At 70.6% G+C, this 17,778-nt stretch carries 14 protein-coding genes and 7 pseudogenes; 9 read left to right on the top strand and 12 right to left on the bottom strand.

The features are described 5' to 3' along the window. Positions 1–96: 96 nt before the first annotated feature. Together QQK45_RS07050 and QQK45_RS07045 are read right to left on the bottom strand one after the other, a co-directional pair. Positions 97–1,187, bottom strand: a pseudogene (locus tag QQK45_RS07050) (inositol-3-phosphate synthase). Positions 1,188–1,275: 88 nt separating this feature from the next. Beyond that, positions 1,276–1,854 (bottom strand): PadR family transcriptional regulator, encoded by a 579-nt coding sequence (locus tag QQK45_RS07045; protein ID WP_284292654.1) that lies wholly within the window; start codon positions 1,852–1,854, stop codon positions 1,276–1,278. 277 nt (positions 1,855–2,131) lie between these two features. On the opposite strand from QQK45_RS07045, the gene QQK45_RS07040 reads away from it, so the two are divergent. From QQK45_RS07040 to rplI, 7 genes and pseudogenes are all read left to right on the top strand, one after another. Beyond that, the gene (locus tag QQK45_RS07040) at positions 2,132–4,294 is read left to right on the top strand and encodes a transglycosylase domain-containing protein (RefSeq protein WP_284292653.1); all 2,163 of its coding nucleotides are present in this window, start codon (positions 2,132–2,134) and stop codon (positions 4,292–4,294) included. Then, a pseudogene (locus QQK45_RS23050) lies at positions 4,291–4,608 on the top strand (PASTA domain-containing protein); the annotation flags it as partial. The gene QQK45_RS07040 and the pseudogene QQK45_RS23050, both read left to right, overlap by 4 nt. Positions 4,609–4,718: 110 nt before the next feature. Further along, a pseudogene (locus tag QQK45_RS23045) lies at positions 4,719–5,162 on the top strand (PASTA domain-containing protein); the annotation flags it as partial. A 30-nt stretch (positions 5,163–5,192) separates the two neighbouring features. Beyond that, positions 5,193–5,483: a 30S ribosomal protein S6 gene (gene rpsF / locus QQK45_RS07030; RefSeq protein ID WP_036955255.1), complete on the top strand. Its 291-nt coding sequence runs from the start codon at positions 5,193–5,195 to the stop codon at positions 5,481–5,483. Between the two features lie 127 nt (positions 5,484–5,610). After that, the gene (locus tag QQK45_RS07025) at positions 5,611–6,120 is read left to right on the top strand and encodes a single-stranded DNA-binding protein (protein WP_284292651.1); all 510 of its coding nucleotides are present in this window, start codon (positions 5,611–5,613) and stop codon (positions 6,118–6,120) included. 96 nt (positions 6,121–6,216) lie between these two features. After that, positions 6,217–6,453, top strand: coding sequence for a 30S ribosomal protein S18 (rpsR, locus tag QQK45_RS07020; RefSeq protein ID WP_284292650.1), 237 nt, complete (start codon positions 6,217–6,219; stop codon positions 6,451–6,453). Between the two features lie 25 nt (positions 6,454–6,478). After that, positions 6,479–6,928, top strand: a complete 450-nt coding sequence (rplI, locus tag QQK45_RS07015; protein ID WP_284292649.1) for a 50S ribosomal protein L9 — start codon at positions 6,479–6,481, stop codon at positions 6,926–6,928. Positions 6,929–7,030: 102 nt separating this feature from the next. Here rplI and QQK45_RS07010 read toward each other — a convergent pair. Continuing rightward, positions 7,031–8,322 (bottom strand): annotated as a pseudogene (locus tag QQK45_RS07010) (MATE family efflux transporter). Positions 8,323–8,703: 381 nt separating this feature from the next. Between QQK45_RS07010 and QQK45_RS07005 the strand changes: the two are divergent. Both QQK45_RS07005 and QQK45_RS07000 read left to right on the top strand, forming a co-directional pair. After that, positions 8,704–9,855 carry a DnaB-like helicase N-terminal domain-containing protein gene (locus QQK45_RS07005; protein ID WP_284292648.1) on the top strand — a complete coding sequence of 384 codons (1,152 nt, stop codon included), beginning with the start codon at positions 8,704–8,706 and terminating at the stop codon, positions 9,853–9,855. A gap of 79 nt (positions 9,856–9,934) precedes the next feature. Further along, positions 9,935–12,091: a DnaB-like helicase C-terminal domain-containing protein gene (locus QQK45_RS07000; RefSeq protein WP_284292647.1), complete on the top strand. Its 2,157-nt coding sequence runs from the start codon at positions 9,935–9,937 to the stop codon at positions 12,089–12,091. 107 nt (positions 12,092–12,198) lie between these two features. On the opposite strand, the gene QQK45_RS06995 is transcribed toward QQK45_RS07000, so the two are convergent. The 9 genes and pseudogenes from QQK45_RS06995 to QQK45_RS06955 form a co-directional block, all read right to left on the bottom strand. Next, positions 12,199–12,741, bottom strand: a complete 543-nt coding sequence (locus QQK45_RS06995) for an FAD-dependent oxidoreductase (RefSeq protein ID WP_284292646.1) — start codon at positions 12,739–12,741, stop codon at positions 12,199–12,201. After that, positions 12,741–13,664, bottom strand: a complete 924-nt coding sequence (locus QQK45_RS06990; protein WP_284292645.1) for an FAD-dependent oxidoreductase — start codon at positions 13,662–13,664, stop codon at positions 12,741–12,743. Before QQK45_RS06990 ends, QQK45_RS06995 begins: the two co-directional genes overlap by 1 nt. Continuing rightward, positions 13,643–13,819 (bottom strand): annotated as a pseudogene (locus tag QQK45_RS06985) (FAD-dependent oxidoreductase); the annotation flags it as partial. The gene QQK45_RS06990 and the pseudogene QQK45_RS06985, both read right to left, overlap by 22 nt. A gap of 13 nt (positions 13,820–13,832) precedes the next feature. Beyond that, the gene (locus QQK45_RS06980) at positions 13,833–14,489 is read right to left on the bottom strand and encodes a bifunctional 4-hydroxy-2-oxoglutarate aldolase/2-dehydro-3-deoxy-phosphogluconate aldolase (RefSeq protein WP_284292644.1); all 657 of its coding nucleotides are present in this window, start codon (positions 14,487–14,489) and stop codon (positions 13,833–13,835) included. Next, on the bottom strand, positions 14,486–15,448 hold the full coding sequence (locus tag QQK45_RS06975) for a sugar kinase (RefSeq protein WP_284294967.1): 963 nt from the start codon (positions 15,446–15,448) through the stop codon (positions 14,486–14,488). Before QQK45_RS06975 ends, QQK45_RS06980 begins: the two co-directional genes overlap by 4 nt. Further along, positions 15,445–15,783: an FAD-dependent oxidoreductase gene (locus QQK45_RS06970; protein WP_284294966.1), complete on the bottom strand. Its 339-nt coding sequence runs from the start codon at positions 15,781–15,783 to the stop codon at positions 15,445–15,447. The genes QQK45_RS06975 and QQK45_RS06970 overlap by 4 nt, the downstream gene beginning before the upstream one ends. A 29-nt stretch (positions 15,784–15,812) precedes the next feature. Next, a pseudogene (locus QQK45_RS23040) lies at positions 15,813–16,019 on the bottom strand (FAD-dependent oxidoreductase); the annotation flags it as partial. A 101-nt stretch (positions 16,020–16,120) separates the two neighbouring features. Further along, positions 16,121–17,055, bottom strand: a pseudogene (locus tag QQK45_RS23035) (FAD-dependent oxidoreductase); the annotation flags it as partial. Positions 17,056–17,119: 64 nt separating this feature from the next. Further along, positions 17,120–17,740 (bottom strand): enolase C-terminal domain-like protein, encoded by a 621-nt coding sequence (locus QQK45_RS06955; RefSeq protein ID WP_284294965.1) that lies wholly within the window; start codon positions 17,738–17,740, stop codon positions 17,120–17,122. Between the last annotated feature and the right edge of the window lie 38 nt (positions 17,741–17,778).

Below are 17,778 nucleotides of genomic sequence, written 5' to 3'. Positions count from 1 at the left end.
GCCTACGGGTGCACGACGCACTCGCCGCCAAAGCCCGAGGGCCCGGCACGGTTCGACCGTGCCGGGCCCTCGAAGGGTGCTGCAGAGCGGGAAGGCTCAGCGCTCCCGCTCGCCGCGGATGAACGCCTCGAGCTGCGCGCGACCCTCGGTGTCCTCCGTCTGCACGGGCGGGGACTTCATGAGGTAGGTCGACGCGGAGAGGATCGGGCCACCGACCCCACGGTCCTTCGCGATCTTCGCGGCGCGCACGGCGTCGATGATGATGCCGGCCGAGTTGGGGAGTCCCAGACCTCGAGCTTGTACTCGAGGTTCAGGGGCACCTCGCCGAACGCGCGACCCTCGAGGCGGACGTACGCCCACTTGCGGTCGTCGAGCCAGGCGACATAGTCCGACGGGCCGATGTGGACGTTCTTGTCGTCCTTCTTGCCGGCCAGCGGGCCGGAGAGGTTCGACGTGACGGCCTGCGTCTTCGAGATCTTCTTGGACTCGAGACGCTCGCGCTCGAGCATGTTCTTGAAGTCCATGTTGCCGCCGACGTTGAGCTGGTACGTGCGGTCCAGCACGACGCCGCGGTCCTCGAACAGGCGGGCCATGACGCGGTGCGTGATGGTGGCGCCGACCTGCGACTTGATGTCGTCGCCGACGATCGGGACGCCCGCGGCCGCGAACTTCGCGGCCCACTCGGGGTCGGACGCGATGAAGACGGGGAGCGCGTTGACGAAGGCGACGCCCGCGTCGATCGCGGCCTGCGCGTAGAACTTGTCGGCCTCCTCGGAGCCCACCGGGAGGTAGGACACGAGCACGTCGACCTTGTTGTCCTTGAGGACCTGGACGACGTCGACGGGGGCGGCGTCGGACTCCTCGATGGTCTGGAGGTAGTACTTGCCGAGACCGTCGAAGGTCGGGCCACGCTGGACGGTCACGCCGGTCGGCGGGACGTCGGTGATCTTGATGGTGTTGTTCTCGGACGCGTTGATGGCGTCGGCGAGGTCGAAGCCGACCTTCTTCGCGTCGACGTCGAACGCGGCGACGAACTCGACGTCCGAGATGTGGTAGTCACCGAACTGGACGTGCATGAGGCCCGGGACGGTCGAGTCCGGGGCGGCGTCCTTGTAGAACTCGACGCCCTGGATGAGGGACGACGCGCAGTTGCCGACGCCTGCGATGGCGACGCGGATGGAGGACATCCTCGCTCCTTACCTTCTCAAGTGCCGGGGCGACGTTCGCCGTCGGCTTGCTGGGTTGCCTGCGGACCGGGTGGTCCGGGGCGGCTCGTCAGTGCGGTCGCGAACGACGGTCGCGTTCCGCGGTGATGAGCCCGTCCAGCCAGCGGACCTCACGCTCGACCTGTTCGAGACCGTGGCGCTGGAGCTCCCACGTGTACTCGTCCATGCGTGCGCGAGACCGGTTGGTGGACTCACGGACCGCCTCGAGCCTCTCGGTGAGCCGGGAGCGCCGGCCCTCGAGGATCCGCAGGCGGGTGTCGGCGTCCGTCTGCCCGAAGAGGGCGAAGCGGACGTCGAAGTTCTCGTCCTCCCATGCGGCAGGCCCGGCCTGCGCGAGGAGGGTCTGGAGGTGCTCCTTGCCTTCGGCGGTCAGCTCGTAGACGATGCGGGAACGCTTGCCGGCGAGCGCGGGCGCGAGGTGCGCTGTGTTCGCCTCGGCGCTGTCGGTCCCGACGATCAGGCCACGGGTCACGAGGGACTTGAGGGCCGGGTAGAGCGAGCCGTAGGACAGGGCACGGAAGGACCCGAGCACGAGGTTGAGCCGCTTGCGCAGCTCGTAGCCGTGCAGGGGCGACTCCTTGAGGAGGCCCAGGATGGCGGTCTCGAGCACGTCGGATCGGCTGCGCATGCGGGCACCTCCCTCGGAAATCAGAGTCGATGTATCGAGTTGATACATCGGGAGGTTACGTCGAGTCGATGCCTCGATGCAAACACCCGTGCTTCGCGACGGCTTGTGAAGGTCCGGCGGACGGCGCGGGCAACTGTGGCGAAGCATCGGCTCGCGGCACCGTCCGGTCCGGTCCGGACGAAGGGTGACCGCCTATTCTTCCGAGGGGCGTGGCGTGCGGTCGGTGACCGCGACCGCCGCGTCAGCAGTGTCCTGACCGTCCGACGAGAGGCAGAGCGTGAGCTCCGCAGGCGACGCGAACGGCGGCCTCCCCGGCCGTCCGAACTTCAGCAGCACCACCGGCTCCGACGGTGCTGCGCGCGGTCCGGTCCGCCAGAGCGCCACGCGCCCGACGACGTCGCGCACCTCCGCCCGCCGGGGCACCTCCGCGACCGGTCGTCCGGGTGCCGGTGGCCGGACGACGTCGTCGGCGAGCAAGGGCGCTGCCGCAGGGAGCCGGGCCGCCATCAAGCGCGGGAACCCGCGCACGGGCTGGCGTCGCCACGTCAACTACCCGCGCTACCACGTGAAGAGCTTTCGCCGATGGCTGCCGTCGTGGCGCGTGGTCGTCGGGGCGTTCCTCGGGGTGTTCGCGCTCGGGGTCGGCGTCGTGGTCGCCGCGTACGCGACGACGAAGATCCCGCAAGCCGCCGCCTACACGAAGCTCCAGACGTCCACCGTGTACTACGCGGACGGCAAGACCGTGATCGGCACCCTCCGGTCGTCGTCGAGCCTTCAGGACTCCGACGACCCCTACAAGAACCAGAACCGTAAGATCGTCGAGCTCACCGACCTTCCGGACTACGTCAGCCAGGCCGTCGTAGCGTCCGAGGACCGCTCGTTCTACAAGAACTCGGGCGTCGACCCCAAGGGCATCGCGCGCGCTCTCGTGACGAACCTCAAGAACGTCGGGGGGCGTCAGGCGGGTGGCTCGACCATCACGCAGCAGTACGTCGAGCGCTACTTCCACACGGGCTCGACGACGGGGTACGTCGGCAAGTTCAAGGAGGCCCTCACCGCGATCAAGGTCTCGAAGGAGACCCCGAAGGACCAGGTGCTCCAGGACTACCTGAACACCATCTACTTCGGTCGTGGTGCGTACGGCATCGAGACCGCGACCGAGCAGTACTTCGGCACGACCGCCAAGAAGCTGACGCCGTCACAGGCCGCGTTCCTCGCTGGCATCATCCCGTCGCCGTCCAACTGGGACCCCGCCAAGGGCGCCGATGCCAAGGCGACCGCCACGCAGCGCTGGGAACGGTGCGTCAACTTCATGGCCGAGGACGGCTACATCACGGCCGACGAGCGGGACAAGGCGCTCAAGGCCGGTCTCCCGAAGACCAAGAAGGTCGTCGTGTCGAAGGCGCTGTCCGGCCAGAAGGGCTACCTCATCGACATGGTCCGCCACGAGCTCACCGCCTCGGGAATGACGGACGAGCAGATGGACACCAAGGGCATGAAGATCGTCACGACGATCGACAAGCCCATGGAGGACGAGGCCGTCGCGCAGATCAAGACGACGCCCAAAGACGCGGACAAGCGCTTCGGGCAGGGGCTGGCGACCGTCGACCCGTCCGACGGCTCGATCCTTGCGATCTACGGCGGGCCGGACTACCTGAAGACCCAGTACAACGCGTCTGCGTCCGGGTTCGACGGCATCAACGGCGCGACAGCGCAGGCCGGATCGACGTTCAAGACGTTCGCGCTCGCCGCCGCGCTCGAGCAGGGCTACTCGCTCGACCAGACGTTCGACGGTCGGAAAGACCAGATCATCCCCGAGTGGAACCCGACCAAGCCCATCGCCAACTTCGAGGGCGAGGGCTTCGCGAACGAGCCGCTTCGCGAGGGCTACTACAACTCGGTCAACACGGTGTTCGCGCATCTCAACGTCGACATCGGCCCCAAGAGCACCCAGGAGATGGCCGAGCGGCTCGGCATCAAGGGTGTCAAGGACAACTACGCCAACGTGCTCGGTACCGACTCGGTCTCGGCGCTCCAGATGGCCAGTGCGTACGCCGTCTTCGCCTCCGGCGGGTTGAAGACCACGCCGCACGTGATCAAGAAGGCGACCGACTCCGAGGGCGACGTCGTCTACCAGGGCCCCACCAAGCAGAAGCGGGTGCTCTCGGAGGAGGTCGCGAACGGCGTCGTCTCCGCGATGCAGGACGTCCCCACCAAGGGCACCGCCAAGACGCTGCCTGACACCTACCAGAACCCGACCCAGGTGGTCGGGCGGCCGATCGCCGGCAAGACCGGGTCGGCGCAGGACAACGTGGCCGCCTGGTTCGTGGGCTTCACCCCGCAGGTCTCCACCGCCGTCGGCAACTGGCAGGCGACCAAGAAGGGGGCAACGACACCATCACGCCCTTCGGCTGGTGGAAGCAGCGCGGCTACACGATGACCGGTGGCTCGTGGCCGGTCGCGTTGTGGACGACGTACATGAAGGCGATCACCGCCGACATGCCGGTCGAGCAGTTCCCCGAGTACGACCCGACCATGTCCACCTGGACGCCGACGGCGACGCAGACGCCCACCGAGACGGCGACCGAGGAACCGACCGACGAGCCCACGCAGGACCAGGCCACGCAGGTGCCCCAGGGTCTGGTGGGGCAGAACGTCGCTGCGGCACGGCAGGCGATCCGGAACGCCGGGCTCAAGCCGACCGTGACCAAGCAGTACTCCGACACGGTCGCCCCGGACGTCGTGATGAGCGTCTCGCCGGGTGAGGGCTCGACCGTCAACCAGGGGACGACGGTCCTCGTCGTCATCTCGCAGGGCCCCGAGCCCAAGGCGACGACCCAGGTGCCGGGGGTCTCGTCGGGGGATCCTCCGACGCGGCCCAGGCGGCCGTCAACGGTGCCGGCCTCAAGGCGGTGGTGGTGGAGCAGCCCTCCGACTCCGTCGCTCAGGGTGTCGTCATCGGCGTCAACCCGGGCGAGGGTGCCATCGTCGACCAGGGCTCGACCGTCACGATCGTCGTGTCGAGCGGTCCTGACCAGTCAGGCGGCGGCAGCCCCCTCCCACGACGCCACCCGCCACGGAAGGGCCCAGCGGCGGGCAGTCCGGTGGTGGCAAGGACGGCGGCCGGGGCGGCGACGACGGCTGAGCCGCGCACCCGGAGGAGGCACCGCTGGATTTCCGATCCGGCGGTGCCTCCCGGTACTCTGGAGCGTTGCCGTGCGCCCGGATCCCCGGGGCGTGCGCCCGGGCATCCGTCCGGCGTCGCGTGCGCGGCAGACGCAGACCCTCCTGTCACGGAAGGACCGTGACCGCAAAGACCACAGGAGGTGGGTTCACACATGCGTCAGTACGAACTGATGGTCATCCTCGACCCCGAGATCGAGGAGCGCACCGTTGCTCCGTCTCTCGACAAGTACCTCTCGGTCGTGACGACCGACGGCGGCTCGGTCGACAAGGTCGACATCTGGGGCCGTCGTCGCCTGTCCTACGACATCAAGAAGAAGTCCGAGGGCATCTACGCCGTCGTCGACTTCACCGCGGAGCCGGCCACCGCCAAGGAGCTCGACCGCCAGCTCGGCCTCAACGAGGTCGTCCTGCGGACGAAGGTCCTGCGCACCGACGCCGACTGAGTCCGGAACCGAGACCGACGAGCATCACGCTCTCGGACGGTGAAGCCGGACCGCGCCACACCCTCGCGGATGTGGGCGACACCTGGCAGCATCGCCGCAACGGGAACGACCGACCGAAGGAGCAGGCATGGCAGGCGAGACCATCATCACGGTGATCGGCAACCTCACGGGTGACCCCGAGCTGCGGTTCACGCCGTCGGGCGCCGCGGTCGCCAACTTCACCGTGGCGTCCACGCCCCGCACCTTCGACCGCCAGTCGAACGAGTGGAAGGACGGCGAGACGCTGTTCATGCGCTGCTCGATCTGGCGGGAGGCCGCGGAGAACATCGCCGAGTCCCTCACCAAGGGCACCCGCGTGATCGCCTCCGGCCGCCTGGTCCAGCGTTCCTACGAGACGCGCGAGGGCGAGAAGCGCACCGTCGTCGAGCTGCAGGTGGACGAGATCGGTCCTTCCCTGCGCTACGCCACGGCCAAGGTCACGCGCGCGTCGCGTGGCGGCGGTGGTGGTGGCTTCGGCGGCGGTCAGTCGTCCGGCGGTTTCGGTTCCTCCTCCGGTGGGGCGCCGCAGGACGACCCGTGGGCGACCGCGGGCCCTGCGTCGTCGTCGAGCTCGTTCTCGGACGAGCCGCCCTTCTAGCCCCACCGCACCCCTTACACGAGAACCCGGTCTCCACGCACCGCCGTCGTCGCGACGGCGCGCGGACGGTCCGGGAGTACACGAAGGAGCAACACCATGGCCAAGCCTGTGGTGCGCAAGCCGAAGAAGAAGTCCAACCCGCTGAAGACCGCCAAGGTCGAGACCGTCGACTACAAGGACGTCGCTCTCCTCCGCAAGTTCATCTCGGACCGCGGCAAGATCCGCGCGCGCCGCGTGACCGGCGTCTCCGTCCAGGAGCAGCGCCAGATCGCCCGCGCCGTGAAGAACGCGCGCGAGATGGCCCTGCTGCCCTACACGTCGACCGCCCGCTGACGGCCGGACAGGGAAGGACAGAACCATGGCAAAGCTGATTCTCACGCACGAGGTCACCGGCCTCGGTGAGCCCGGCGACGTCGTCGAGGTCAAGGACGGGTACGCCCGCAACTACCTCGTGCCCCGCGGCCTCGCGACCGCGTGGTCCAAGGGCGCCGAGTCGCAGGTCTCCGCGATCCGCAAGGCCCGCAAGGCCCGCGAGATCGCGTCGCTCGACGACGCCAAGGCGATCCGCGACTCGCTGCAGTCGAAGCCGGTCGTCGTCTCCGCCAAGGCGGGCCAGTCGGGCCGCCTGTTCGGCGCGGTGACCACCACCGACATCGTCGACGCCGCCAAGACCGCCGGGTTCCCGGCGTTCGACAAGCGCAAGGTCGAGATCGGTCAGCCGATCAAGGCCACGGGCACCTACACGGTGTCGGTCCGCCTGCACCCCGAGGTGTCGGCGAACGTCAAGGTCACCGTGGTGGCCGCCTGAGCCTCGCGCTCTGACAGGCCCGGCCTCCCGCGACATACGTCGTGGGGGCCGGGCCTTCGTCGTCCCTGGGGCGCTGCGCCGTCGGCGCCTGCGGGAGGGGATTCAGGCGCCGGTGCGCATCCAGTCGGTGCCGCGGGCGCGCCACCCCGTGGTCAGCGCCCGGGCCGCCATGAAGACCCCCGCGAAGGCGAACCACAGCCACGCGAGGCCGGCTGCGCCGTCGGGCGCCCAGGCCCGGACGGCGAGCGCGACCGGGACGTAGACGACGAACGTCAAGACCCCGACCCACGCGAGGTAGCGGCCGTCGCCGGCGCCGATGAGGACGCCGTCGAGCACGAAGACCCACCCCGCCATGGGCATGAGCAGCCCGCACACGGCCATCCCGACGGCGATGGCGACGCGGACGTCGTGGTCCTGGGTGAACAGGAGTGCGAACCACCAGCCGCTCCCCGCGATGACGACGCCGAGCAGGGCGCCCGCGCCCACGCCCCACTGGAGGGTGCGGCGCAGGACGCGGCGGGTGGTGGCGACGTCGCCCGCGCCGAGGCGGTGCCCGACGAGGGCCTGGGCGGCGATGGCGAGCGCGTCGAGGGCGAAGGCGGCGAACCCCCAGACGGAGTTGACGACCTGGTAGCCGGCGAGCGCGACCTCGCCGAGCGCCGTCGCGACGAACACGGTGACGAGGATCGCGGCCCGGAGCGAGAGGGTCCGGACGAACAGGGGGATGCCGTCGCGCGCGTTGGCCCAGATCCCGCCCGCGTGCGGGACGAGCGAGGCGCGTTCCCGGCGGGCGCCGCGCACGACGACGGTGCAGAGCACGGCGCCCATGGTGAGCTGGGTCGCCGCCGTGCCGATGCCGGAGCCGGCGATGCCGAGGCCCGCGCCGTAGACGAGGGCGATGTTGAGGCCCGCGTTGACGACGGCGCCCCCGACGCCACCCACAGCGGGGTGCGGGTGTCCTGCAGCCCGCGCAGGACGCCGGTCGACGCGAGGACGACGAGCATCCCCGGGAGCCCGCACGCGGACCAGCGGAGGTAGACGGCGGCGTAGTGGGCGACGTCGTCGGCGGCGCCGAGCGTGTGGGCGGCCCACGGGGCGACGAGGGCGAGGAGCGCGCCGAGTGCGACGCCGAGGCCGACCGCGAGCCAGAGGCCGTCGACGCCGGACTGGAGCGCCTCGCGCCGGTGGCCGGCGCCGACCCGGCGCGCGACGGCGGCGGTGGTGGCGTAGGCGAGGAAGACACAGAGGCCGACGAGGGTGGTCAGAAGGGTCGACGCGACGGAAAGGGCTGCGAGCTGCGCGGTGCCGAGGTGACCGACGACAGCGCTGTCGACGAGGACGAAGACCGGCTCCGCGATGAGGGCGCCGAGGGCCGGGACCGCGAGGGCGAGGATCTGGCGGTCGAGGGTGCGGGAGTGGGCGGGCGCGCCGCCGGTGTGCTGCGGCGTGTCGCGCGAGAGATTTCCGTCCACAGCTCCACAGGCTAACGAACGTTGCAGTTCTGGGATTCTGTGACAGCCAGAACGGACAACTCGCGTGTTTTCCACAGCCTTGTCCACGGCCTGTGCACAGCGCTCGGGTGACTGTCCCCAGGTTGTCCACACCGCCGTCCACAGGTCCGTTTGTGCGTCGTCGGCGGTGCGCCTACTCTCGCGGAGGCTCCCGCAGCGGGACCGTGGTGCCGGACCGGCTCCGCGGCTGTCAGGGGTACGGAGTAGAACAGGTGTTCGTATCCGCGCAGACCGTGCGGCACGGACGAGGAGGGGACGCGGCGTATGTCGATCGACGAGCTCGAGGCAGGCTACGACGCTCCTGACGCGGCGCCCGGTGGCGGGTTCGACCGCACGCCCCCGCAGGACGTGGCCGCCGAGCAGTCGGTCCTCGGGTCGATGCTCATCTCCAAGGACGCGATCGCGGACGTCGTCGAGGAGATCCGCGGCACCGACTTCTACCGTCCGGCGCACGAGACGATCTACGACGCGATCCTCGACCTGTACGGGCGGGGCGAGCCCGCGGACGCGATCACGGTCGTCGCCGAGCTCACGAAGCTCGGCGAGCTCCAGCGGGTCGGGGGTGCGCCGTACCTGCACGACCTGATCTCCCGCGTGCCCACCGCCGCGAACGCCGGCTACTACGCGCGCATCGTCCGTGAGCGGGCGATCCTGCGCCGCCTCGTCCAGGCCGGTACGCGCGTCGTGCAGCTCGGCTACGCGACCGACGGCGGCGACGTCGACGAGATCGTGAACAACGCGCAAGCAGAGGTGTACGCGGTCACGGAGCGTCGGGCGAGCGAGGACTACGTCCCGCTCGCCGAGATCCTCGGCCCGACGGTCGACGAGATCGAGGCCGCCGGGCACCGCGGCGAGGGCATGGTCGGCGTCCCCACCGGGTTCGCCGACCTCGACCGGCTCACCAACGGACTGCACCCCGGGCAGATGATCGTCGTCGCGGCCCGACCCGCGATCGGCAAGGCGCTCGCGCTCGACACCCCGCTCCCCACGCCGACCGGCTGGACCACCATGGGCGACGTCCAGGTGGGGGACGAGCTGCTCGCCGCCGACGGGACCCCCACGCACGTGGTCCGGGCGACCGAGGTGCTCGTCGGACGGCCGTGCTACCGGGTCACCTTCGACGACGGCACCGAGGTGGTCGCCGACGCGCTGCACGAGTGGTCGACGTCGACGCGTGACACCCGGCGTACGTCGGGGCTCGAGGAACCGTGCGGACCACCGAAGAGCTCGCCGCGACCGTCCACGCGGACACCCCGGACCGGCGTGCCAACCACGCCGTCGCGACCACGGCGCCGCTCGTCCTGCCCGACGTCGCACCCGCGGTGCCTCCGGGCGTTGTCGGGTCGGCCGTGGCCCGGGAGAGCTGGCGCGGATCCCGCTCGACTACCTGCGAGCGGGCGAGCTGCAGCGGCGTGAGCTCCTCGCGGGCGTCGCCGACGACGCCGGGCACGTCCTGCGGTCGGGTCTCGTCAGCCTCGACCTCGCCACGGGTTCGGTGGCCGACGACGTGCGCGAGCTCGTCGTCGGGCTCGGGTACCGGACGGAGCCGGTCGCGGAGACCGGGGTCGCGAGCGTCGTCTTCGAGGCCGACGACGACGTGTTCACGCGCGACGACCTGAGGCTCCTGCACAAGGAGCTGCGGCCGTCGCGGCGGTTCGCGGCGCGGCTCGTGGTGTCCGTCGAGCCGGTCGCCTCGGTGCCCGTCCGATGCGTCGAGATCGACCACCCCGACCACCTGTACCTGGCGACGCGCGCTATGGTGCCGACTCACAACTCGACGCTCGGCATCGACATCGTGCGGTCCGCGGCGATCAAGCACAACCAGGCCGCCGTCGTCTTCTCGCTCGAGATGAGCCGCAACGAGATCACGATGCGTCTGCTCGCTGCCGAGGCACGGATCCACCTGCAGAAGCTCCGCAACGGTCAGCTCGGCGACGAGGACTGGCAGAAGCTCGCCGCCACCATGGGCAAGATCTCCGAGGCGCCGCTGTTCATCGACGACTCGCCGAACATGACCCTGACGGAGATTCGCGCCAAGTGCCGCCGGCTCAAGCAGCGGCACAACCTCAAGCTCGTGGTCATCGACTACCTGCAGCTCATGACGTCCGGTAAGCGCGTCGAGTCCCGGCAGCAGGAGGTGTCCGAGTTCTCGCGTGCGCTCAAGCTGCTCGCCAAAGAGCTCGAGGTGCCGGTCATCGCGATCTCGCAGCTCAACCGTGGGGCCGAGCAACGCACGGACAAGAAGCCGGCTATGTCGGACCTCCGTGAGTCCGGCTGCCTCACCGAGGACACCCGGATCTTGCGTGCGGACACCGGCGCCGAGACGACCATGGGTGAGCTCTTCGCGCTCGGGTCCCGCGACGTCCCGGTGTGGGCCCTGAACGACCGGCTGCAGTACGTCCGCCGACACCTGACCCACGTCTTCCCGACGGGCGTGAAGCCGGTGTTCCGGGTGCGGCTGGCGTCCGGCAAGCAGGTCGAGGCCACCGCGAACCACCCGTTCCTCACGTACGGCGGGTGGACGCCGCTCGGTGAGCTCGAGGTCGGTTCGCGCGTCGGTGTGCCTCGACACGTGCCCGGGCCGGAGCAGAACGCCGAGTGGGACGACCGCAAGGTGATCATGCTGGCGCACCTGCTCGGCGACGGGTCGTTCGTGAAGCGTCAGCCGATCCGGGACGCATCGATCGACGAGAAGAACCTGGCGATCGTGTCCGAGGCGGCCGGTGCCTTCGGGATCACGCCGATCGCGGAGTGGCTCGACGACCTCGGTCTGTTCGGGCTGCGGAGCCACGAGAAGTTCGTCCCGGAGGGCGTGTTCCACCTTCCGAAGGAGCAGATCGCGCTGTTCCTCCGGCACATCTGGGCGACGGACGGCTCGGTGACGGTAAACGCGAACGGCCGGAGCGGGAGGATCTACTACGCGTCGACCTCGCGGCGGCTGGTCGACGACCTCTCTCGGCTGTTCCTGCGGTTCGGGATCTCGACCCGGCTCCGGACGGCAACTCCGAAGGCTGGCTACCGGTCCTGCTACACCCTCGATGTGTCGGGTCTCGACGACCAGCGCCGGTTCCTCCAGGAGATCGGCGTCCACGGGGAGCGCGGCGAGTCAGCCGCTCGGCTCCTCGAGATCATCCGCGACAAGCAGGCGAACACGAATGTCGACACCGTTCCTCGCCAGGTGTGGGACGACGTCAGGGACGTGCTCGTCGAGCGTGGCATGACGCACCGGGAGTTCGCCGCCGCGATCGGCACGCAGCTCTGCGGGAGCACCCCGTGGAAGCACGCGCCGTCGCGGCAGCGTCTCGGACGGATCGCCGCGGTCCTCGAGTCCGAAGAGCTCGAGATCATGGCCGTCAACGACCTGATGTGGGACGAGGTCGTGGCCATCGAGCCGATGGGGGAGAAGCAGGTCTTCGACGCGACCGTCGTCGGGACACACAACTTCGTCGCCAATGGCATCGCTCTGCACAACAGCATCGAGCAGGACGCGGACATGGTGATCCTGCTCCACCGCGAGGACGCCTACGAGCGCGAGTCCCCGCGAGCGGGAGAGGCCGACCTCATCGTCGCCAAGCACCGCAACGGCCCGACCGATGTCATCACCGTGGCGTTCCAGGGCCACTACTCGCGGTTCGTCGACATGCAGATGTAGGTACGAAGTGCGGGCCGGTGCCCTCGACGTGGGTTGATGTCGTCACGCCGTCGAGGCGACCACCGGCGACCGCGTTGCACATCGACGGCTCTGCTGGTCCCTTCGATCTAGAGCGGCTCGACCAAGCGCGGCACGGCGACGTCGGCCGGGCACGGCGTCGTCCGGATGTCCTCAGGCCACTCGAGGGTGCTGCCGAGGGTGCCCCGCAGGAGCCGCTGGATGTCGGCGACGTGCGAGCGAGACGTGGCTGCGTCCTGGCTCGTGATCCGGTGCCGGACCAGGTGGGCGGCGAGGGTTGCGGCTGCCTCACCCGCGGACCACTCGACCGGGTGCAGGCGGAGCGCACCGTTCGAGATGTGCGTCGTCCCGATGCCCTTTGCGGCCGGGACGAGGTTCGTGACCGTCCGGCACACGAGGGCGCGCAGGGGGATCTGGAAGGGGTAGCAGTCGACGTCGACGTAGCTGCGCCCGGCCGGAGTCGGGTGCAGGTCGATGCGGTAGGCGCCGATACCGACGGTGTCCTCGAAGACGGTGGATCCGCCGGGCGAGGCCTCGACGCCGACGTCGAGCTCCGTGACCGTGCGCAGTGTCAGCGCGCGCCGTGACTCACGGACGTACGGCCGCTGCGCGAAGCCGTCCGTGGTGCCCATCAGGTCGGGGCGGAGGAGCAGCCCCGGGTGCCCGGTGCCGCCGTCGGCTCGGGGGCCTCGGTCTGCATCCAGTAGAGGAAGGCCCGCGAGAGCGCCTTCGCGTCACGCGCGGCCGCGCTCTCGTACCAGGGTTGCGCCGACGTGGGGTCTGTCGAGTCGACGAGCGGCCGGGTCCAGCAGTCGTTCTGCGGCCAGTTGACGAGGGTGACGTCCTGCTCGGTGCTGCGGTCGGCGAGCAGCGACCGGGCGCCGATGCGGCGGTAGGTCCAGCGGTCGCGGCGCAGTCCGGGCTCGTGGAGGCGGATCGTGCGGGGGCGGAGACGGATCGGGTCGAGATCGGTCCACGACAGCTGTGACCCCGGCCAGAAGGGCCAACGCCGGTCTCTCCAGGTCTCGTAGTCGTGCGGCTTGGCGATGGTGTGGTCCTCGCCCGCGCGATCTTCGACCGCGAAGCACCACGTGATGGCTTGCTGGTCGTCCGGGTTCGGCTCGTCCGGTGCGTGCGGCTCGCCGGTCTCGGCTGCCGACTCCGCCCCGACCGTGTGCTCGGCACCCGCGAGCGCCAGGAGTTTCCCCGTCTCGGTGGCATCGAGGACGACGTCCGCGGCGACCACGAGACGGTCGCCGTCTGCGAGCGCGAACTCGACGGCGCGGATCGTGTCTGCGTGACGGTCGGCACCCACGGGACGTGCGTCGCGGACGATGCGGAGGGTCTCGGTGGCGACGTGCGGAGCGAGGAGCGTCTCGACCGCCCGCGCGTTGACGGACGGCGGTGCGCACAGGCCGCTGACGTCACCGAGGCCGGGGTTGAGCAGGGGTCGGTCCTGGCCGCCTGGGTGAGCGCGCGGGTGGCCCGGTACTCGTCGCGGATCAGGCTGCGCAGCCGGCGGTACCGCGGGGACGCGTACCGCGACTCGACCCACGGGTGCTCGTCCGGCGGGACGGCCTGGCTGGTGAGCTGACCGCCGAGCCAGGCGCCGTCCTCGGTGAGGGTGACGTTCACGCCGAGCTCGCACAGGATCAGCGCGGCTGCGACTCCTCCCAGCCCCCGCCGACGACGAGGACGGGGCTGGCCCATTCGTGCGTCGCGGTCACGACGGGTTCCTGCCCGCCGTCGGTGCGGTGCCCAGGAACTCGGCGCGTTGGTCGGCGAGCCGGCCGACCGCGGCCCGGATTTCGGCGGGCGTCCCGTCGAGCAGGGCGCCTCCGAGGCCGCACCCGACGGCCCCTGCCTTCCACCATGCGGGGACGTCGTCGAGGGCGATGCCACCGGTCGGGACGAGGGCGACATGCGGGAGCGGGCCTCGGAGCTCCCGCAGGTATCGGGTCCCCAGCGTGCCCGCGGGGAAGAGCTTGACCACGCGAGCGCCGTGGGTGGTCGCGGTGACGATCTCCGTCGGTGTCATCGCGCCGGGGACTGCCGGGACGTCTTCACGCGCGGCGAGGGACAGTACCCCCACGTCGACCGCAGGGGAGACGACGAACTGCGCGCCGGCGTCGATCGCGGACCGTGCGTCGGTCTCGTTCGTCACGGTGCCGGCGCCGACGAGGGCGTAGGGCGCGGCGGACCGCAGGGCTTCGATGATCCGCAGCGCACCGGGCGTCACCAAGGACACCTCGAGGGCGCCGAGCCCTGCGGCGAGGGCCGCGTCCGCGCGGGTGCGGGCGGAGTCGGCGTCCGCTGTTCGGACGATGCCGAAGGCACCGTGGCGGTCGATCGTCGCGAGCAGCTGCTCGGTGGGGGTCATCGCGCGGCCTCCAGGTCGCCGTTCGACCAGGCTTGCTCGACGACGCGCAGCTGGTCGCGGTCCGGACAGGCGTCCTGGTCGCCGGCGACCGTGACCGCGAGCGCGCCGAGGACAGCGGCGCGGGAGAGGCATGCGGCAGGCGCGAGGCCCTCGAGCAGCGCGGAGACATAGCCCCCGGCGAAGGCGTCCCCTGCGCCGACGGGGTCGACGGCCGTGACGGGGAAGGGATCCTGACGGATCGTGCCCGTAGCCGACACGGCCCTGGACGTCGCGTCGGCGCTACGGACGACGACCGTGTGGGCGTCACCGGCGAGGAGGTCGTCGGTGGCTCGGTCCGCCGAGCTCTCGGTGAGCAGCTCGAGCTCGCGCTCCGAGGCGAGGACCACATGTGCCGCGCGGAGCAGAGGGCGCACGACGCGACGCCAGCGATCGGGCAACCCCAGGGTCAGTCGGACGTTCGGGTCGAACACGATGGTCGTCCCGTCGTCTCGGCACGCCGAGACGAGGGCCGCGGTCGCAGCGCGGGTCGACGCCGACAGCATCGGCGTGATCCCGCTGATCAGGAGCACCCGCGGACAGGTGCCCGCCGCGCGGCTGGCGTCGGCGATGTTCCAGCCCGTGGCCGCCGATCCGGCGCGGTGGTAGTCGACCTGGACCGGCCTCGTAGGCGTGGAGTCGCGGACGAGCAGCCCGGTCGGATGCGTCGGGTCGGTGCGCACGAGCCCGACGTCGACGCCTCGGCCACGCAGGTGTTCGCAGATCCGACGTCCCGCGCTGTCGTGGCCGACGACACCCGTCCAGGCGACCCGGTGCCCGAGCGCCGCGACTGCCGCAGCCGCGTTGACTTCCGCGCCCACCACGTGCGGGTGGAGAACGGTGGAACGCGCGGGGTCGGTGCCGCCCGGTGCGAGCAGCGCGAGCAGCGCCTCGCCCGCGACGAGGAGGTCGACGTGGCTCACCAGAGGGTCCCGGCCGGCCAGCGGAGCTCGATCCCGTCGCCGCTCACTTCGCGCTGCAGGTCCTCGAGCTCGTTCTCGTCCTGGAGCACGCTGTGCGGTTCGACACCGGTCCGCAGGGCGCGCGCGGCGGCGATGCCGGCGGACTCGCCGATGTTCCACTCCACGGGATGCAGCCGGTAGCACCCGTTGGTGATGTGGGTGGTCCCGATGTTCTTGCCTGCAGCAAGGAAGTTGCGGACCCTGCGTGGGACCAACGCGCCGAACGGGATCTCGAAGGGCTGCGGCCGTCCCCCGCCGGCATCGAGCCGGCGGTGGTCGCGTGGCGGTCGAGCCAGTAGTAGTGGCCGATGCCCACCGTGTCGACGTAGTGCTCGGCCCCCTTGTCTCCGCGCAGCTCGACCGAGACGTCCTGCTCGACGATCGTCCGCGTCGCCTGGATCCGCCGCGACTCGCGGATGTACGGCTCCATGGCGAGACCGTCGTCTGTCCCGCTGACCTCGGGGAGGAGGCGCAGACCGGGGTACCCGTGGCCGCCGTCGGGCCGGGGAGCCTCGGTCTGAAGCCAGTACATGAGCGAGAGACTGAGCTGCCGCGCGGCGTCACGGTGCCCGTCGGAACCCGGGCCGAACACCGGCCCCCGGTGTAGTCGTTCATCGGCCAGTTCACGATCGTGATGTCGCTCGCGTAGCTGCCCGGAGTGAACTGGCGGCGCGCGGCGATGCGCCGGTAGGTCCACAGCTCCGGCCCGAGCGGCATGTGCCGATGGTCGGTGTCGACGGACTGGGGGTCGTCGTCGGGGTTGATCGTGAGGTGGTAGGGCCGGGCGATGCCGGTGTCCTCGCCCGGACCGGTCCAGTCGAGGATGCGTGCGCCTCCCCAGGCTGGTGGCCGAGCGTCCCGCCACAGGTCGTAGTCGCGCGGCCGGTCGATGGTGAAGTCCTCGCCGGCGTGATGCTCGACGGCGAAGCACCAGGTCGCCGACTGCATGTCGCCGGGGTGTGCCGTGGCCGCGGCGCCCGGCTCACCGGTCTGGTCGCGGGACTCCCGCCCTGTGACGTGCTCGATCCCGGCGAGAGGGAGGAGGTCACCAGTCTCGGTCGCGTCCAGGACGTAGCGGGCTTCCACGGTCCGCGTGGTCCCTTCGGGGCCGACCAGGTCCACGGCTCGGACCAGATCACCCTCCGCATGGGCCGCCGTCGGGCGGTGTTCGAGCCAGAGGCGGATGCGCCCGGACGCGATATACGGCGCCAGCATCGCCTCGAGCACGGACACGGCCGCCCTGGGCTCGACGCACAGCGGGCTCACCCACCCGGCGCCGGGGTTGAGGAGAGGGTCGCGCCGTGCGCGGTCGGTCAGCGGGTAGAACCTGCGGTAGTGGGCACGCAGGTTCTCCCGCAGCGCGCGGTAGGTCGCGGTGGCCCCGAGGCGTTCGATCCGTCGATGTTCGTCGAGCGGGACCATCTGGGTCGTCAGTGCGCCCCCACCCACCGTGTCGGTTCGGTCAGGACGACGGTCGCGCCGTGCCTGGCGGCTGCGAGCGCGGCTGCGATGCCGCCCATCCCCGCGCCGACGACGAGGACGTCGACGTGTGTGCCGGAGATCTTCATGGTGTCCTCTGTCGTCCACGGGGGTGGGCGGATCGGTGGTGCGTGGATGCGGGCTTGCGGTCGGTCACCATTCGGTGAAGCTTCCGTCGGACCTGTGCCAGATCGGCGAGCGGAAGCGGTGGTCGCGTGCGGCCTGGCGCACTGCGGCTTCGTCGATCTCGAGCCCGAGGCCGGGTCCGGTGAGCAGGGGCACGGAGCCGTCGACCGGCCGCAGGGGAGTCGTGTCGACGAGCCACGAGAGCGCGTCGGAGCGTCCGGCGTGGATGTCGATCGACTGTTCCTGGATCAGGAACGTGGGCGCCACGGCGTCGACCTGAAGGCTGGAGGCGAGCGTCACGGGCCCGAGCGGGCAGTGGGGTGCGAACGCTGCGTCGAACATCTCGGCGAGGTCGGCGATGCGGCGGGCCTCTGTGATCCCTCCGGCGTGCGACAAGTCCGGCTGGACGACGGCCGCCCCGGCTTCGAGGGCTTGCAGGAACTCGTGCCGCGCGTAGAGACGCTCGCCCATCGCGATGGGGACGGTCGATGTGCTCGTGATCCGGTCGAGGCGGCCGACGAGCTCGGGGCGTACTGGCTCTTCGATGAACAGGGGCTTCAGCGGAGCGAGTGCCTCGATGAGGATGCGGGCCTGGGGCAGGGTGGCGCGTCCGTGGAGGTCGAGCATGAGGTCGACGTCGTCCCCGATCGCGGACCGGATCGCTGCGACCCGGTCGACGATCTCGC

This window comes from Luteimicrobium album, assembly GCF_030161555.1.
GTDB classification, from domain to species: domain Bacteria; phylum Actinomycetota; class Actinomycetes; order Actinomycetales; family Cellulomonadaceae; genus Luteimicrobium; species Luteimicrobium album.
This window is presented reverse-complemented; position numbering and strand designations above follow the sequence as displayed.

Excerpts from the sequence above, each read along its gene's own strand:
- QQK45_RS07045 (WP_284292654.1), bottom strand. The coding sequence starts at position 1,854 with ATGCGCAGCCGATCCGACGTGCTCGAGACCGCCATCCTGGGCCTCCTC.
- rpsF (WP_036955255.1), top strand. The coding sequence starts at position 5,193 with ATGCGTCAGTACGAACTGATGGTCATCCTCGACCCCGAGATCGAGGAG.
- QQK45_RS07025 (WP_284292651.1), top strand. The coding sequence starts at position 5,611 with ATGGCAGGCGAGACCATCATCACGGTGATCGGCAACCTCACGGGTGAC.
- rpsR (WP_284292650.1), top strand. The coding sequence starts at position 6,217 with ATGGCCAAGCCTGTGGTGCGCAAGCCGAAGAAGAAGTCCAACCCGCTG.
- rplI (WP_284292649.1), top strand. The coding sequence starts at position 6,479 with ATGGCAAAGCTGATTCTCACGCACGAGGTCACCGGCCTCGGTGAGCCC.
- QQK45_RS07005 (WP_284292648.1), top strand. The coding sequence starts at position 8,704 with ATGTCGATCGACGAGCTCGAGGCAGGCTACGACGCTCCTGACGCGGCG.
- QQK45_RS06995 (WP_284292646.1), bottom strand. The coding sequence starts at position 12,741 with ATGGGCACCACGGACGGCTTCGCGCAGCGGCCGTACGTCCGTGAGTCA.
- QQK45_RS06980 (WP_284292644.1), bottom strand. The coding sequence starts at position 14,489 with ATGACCCCCACCGAGCAGCTGCTCGCGACGATCGACCGCCACGGTGCC.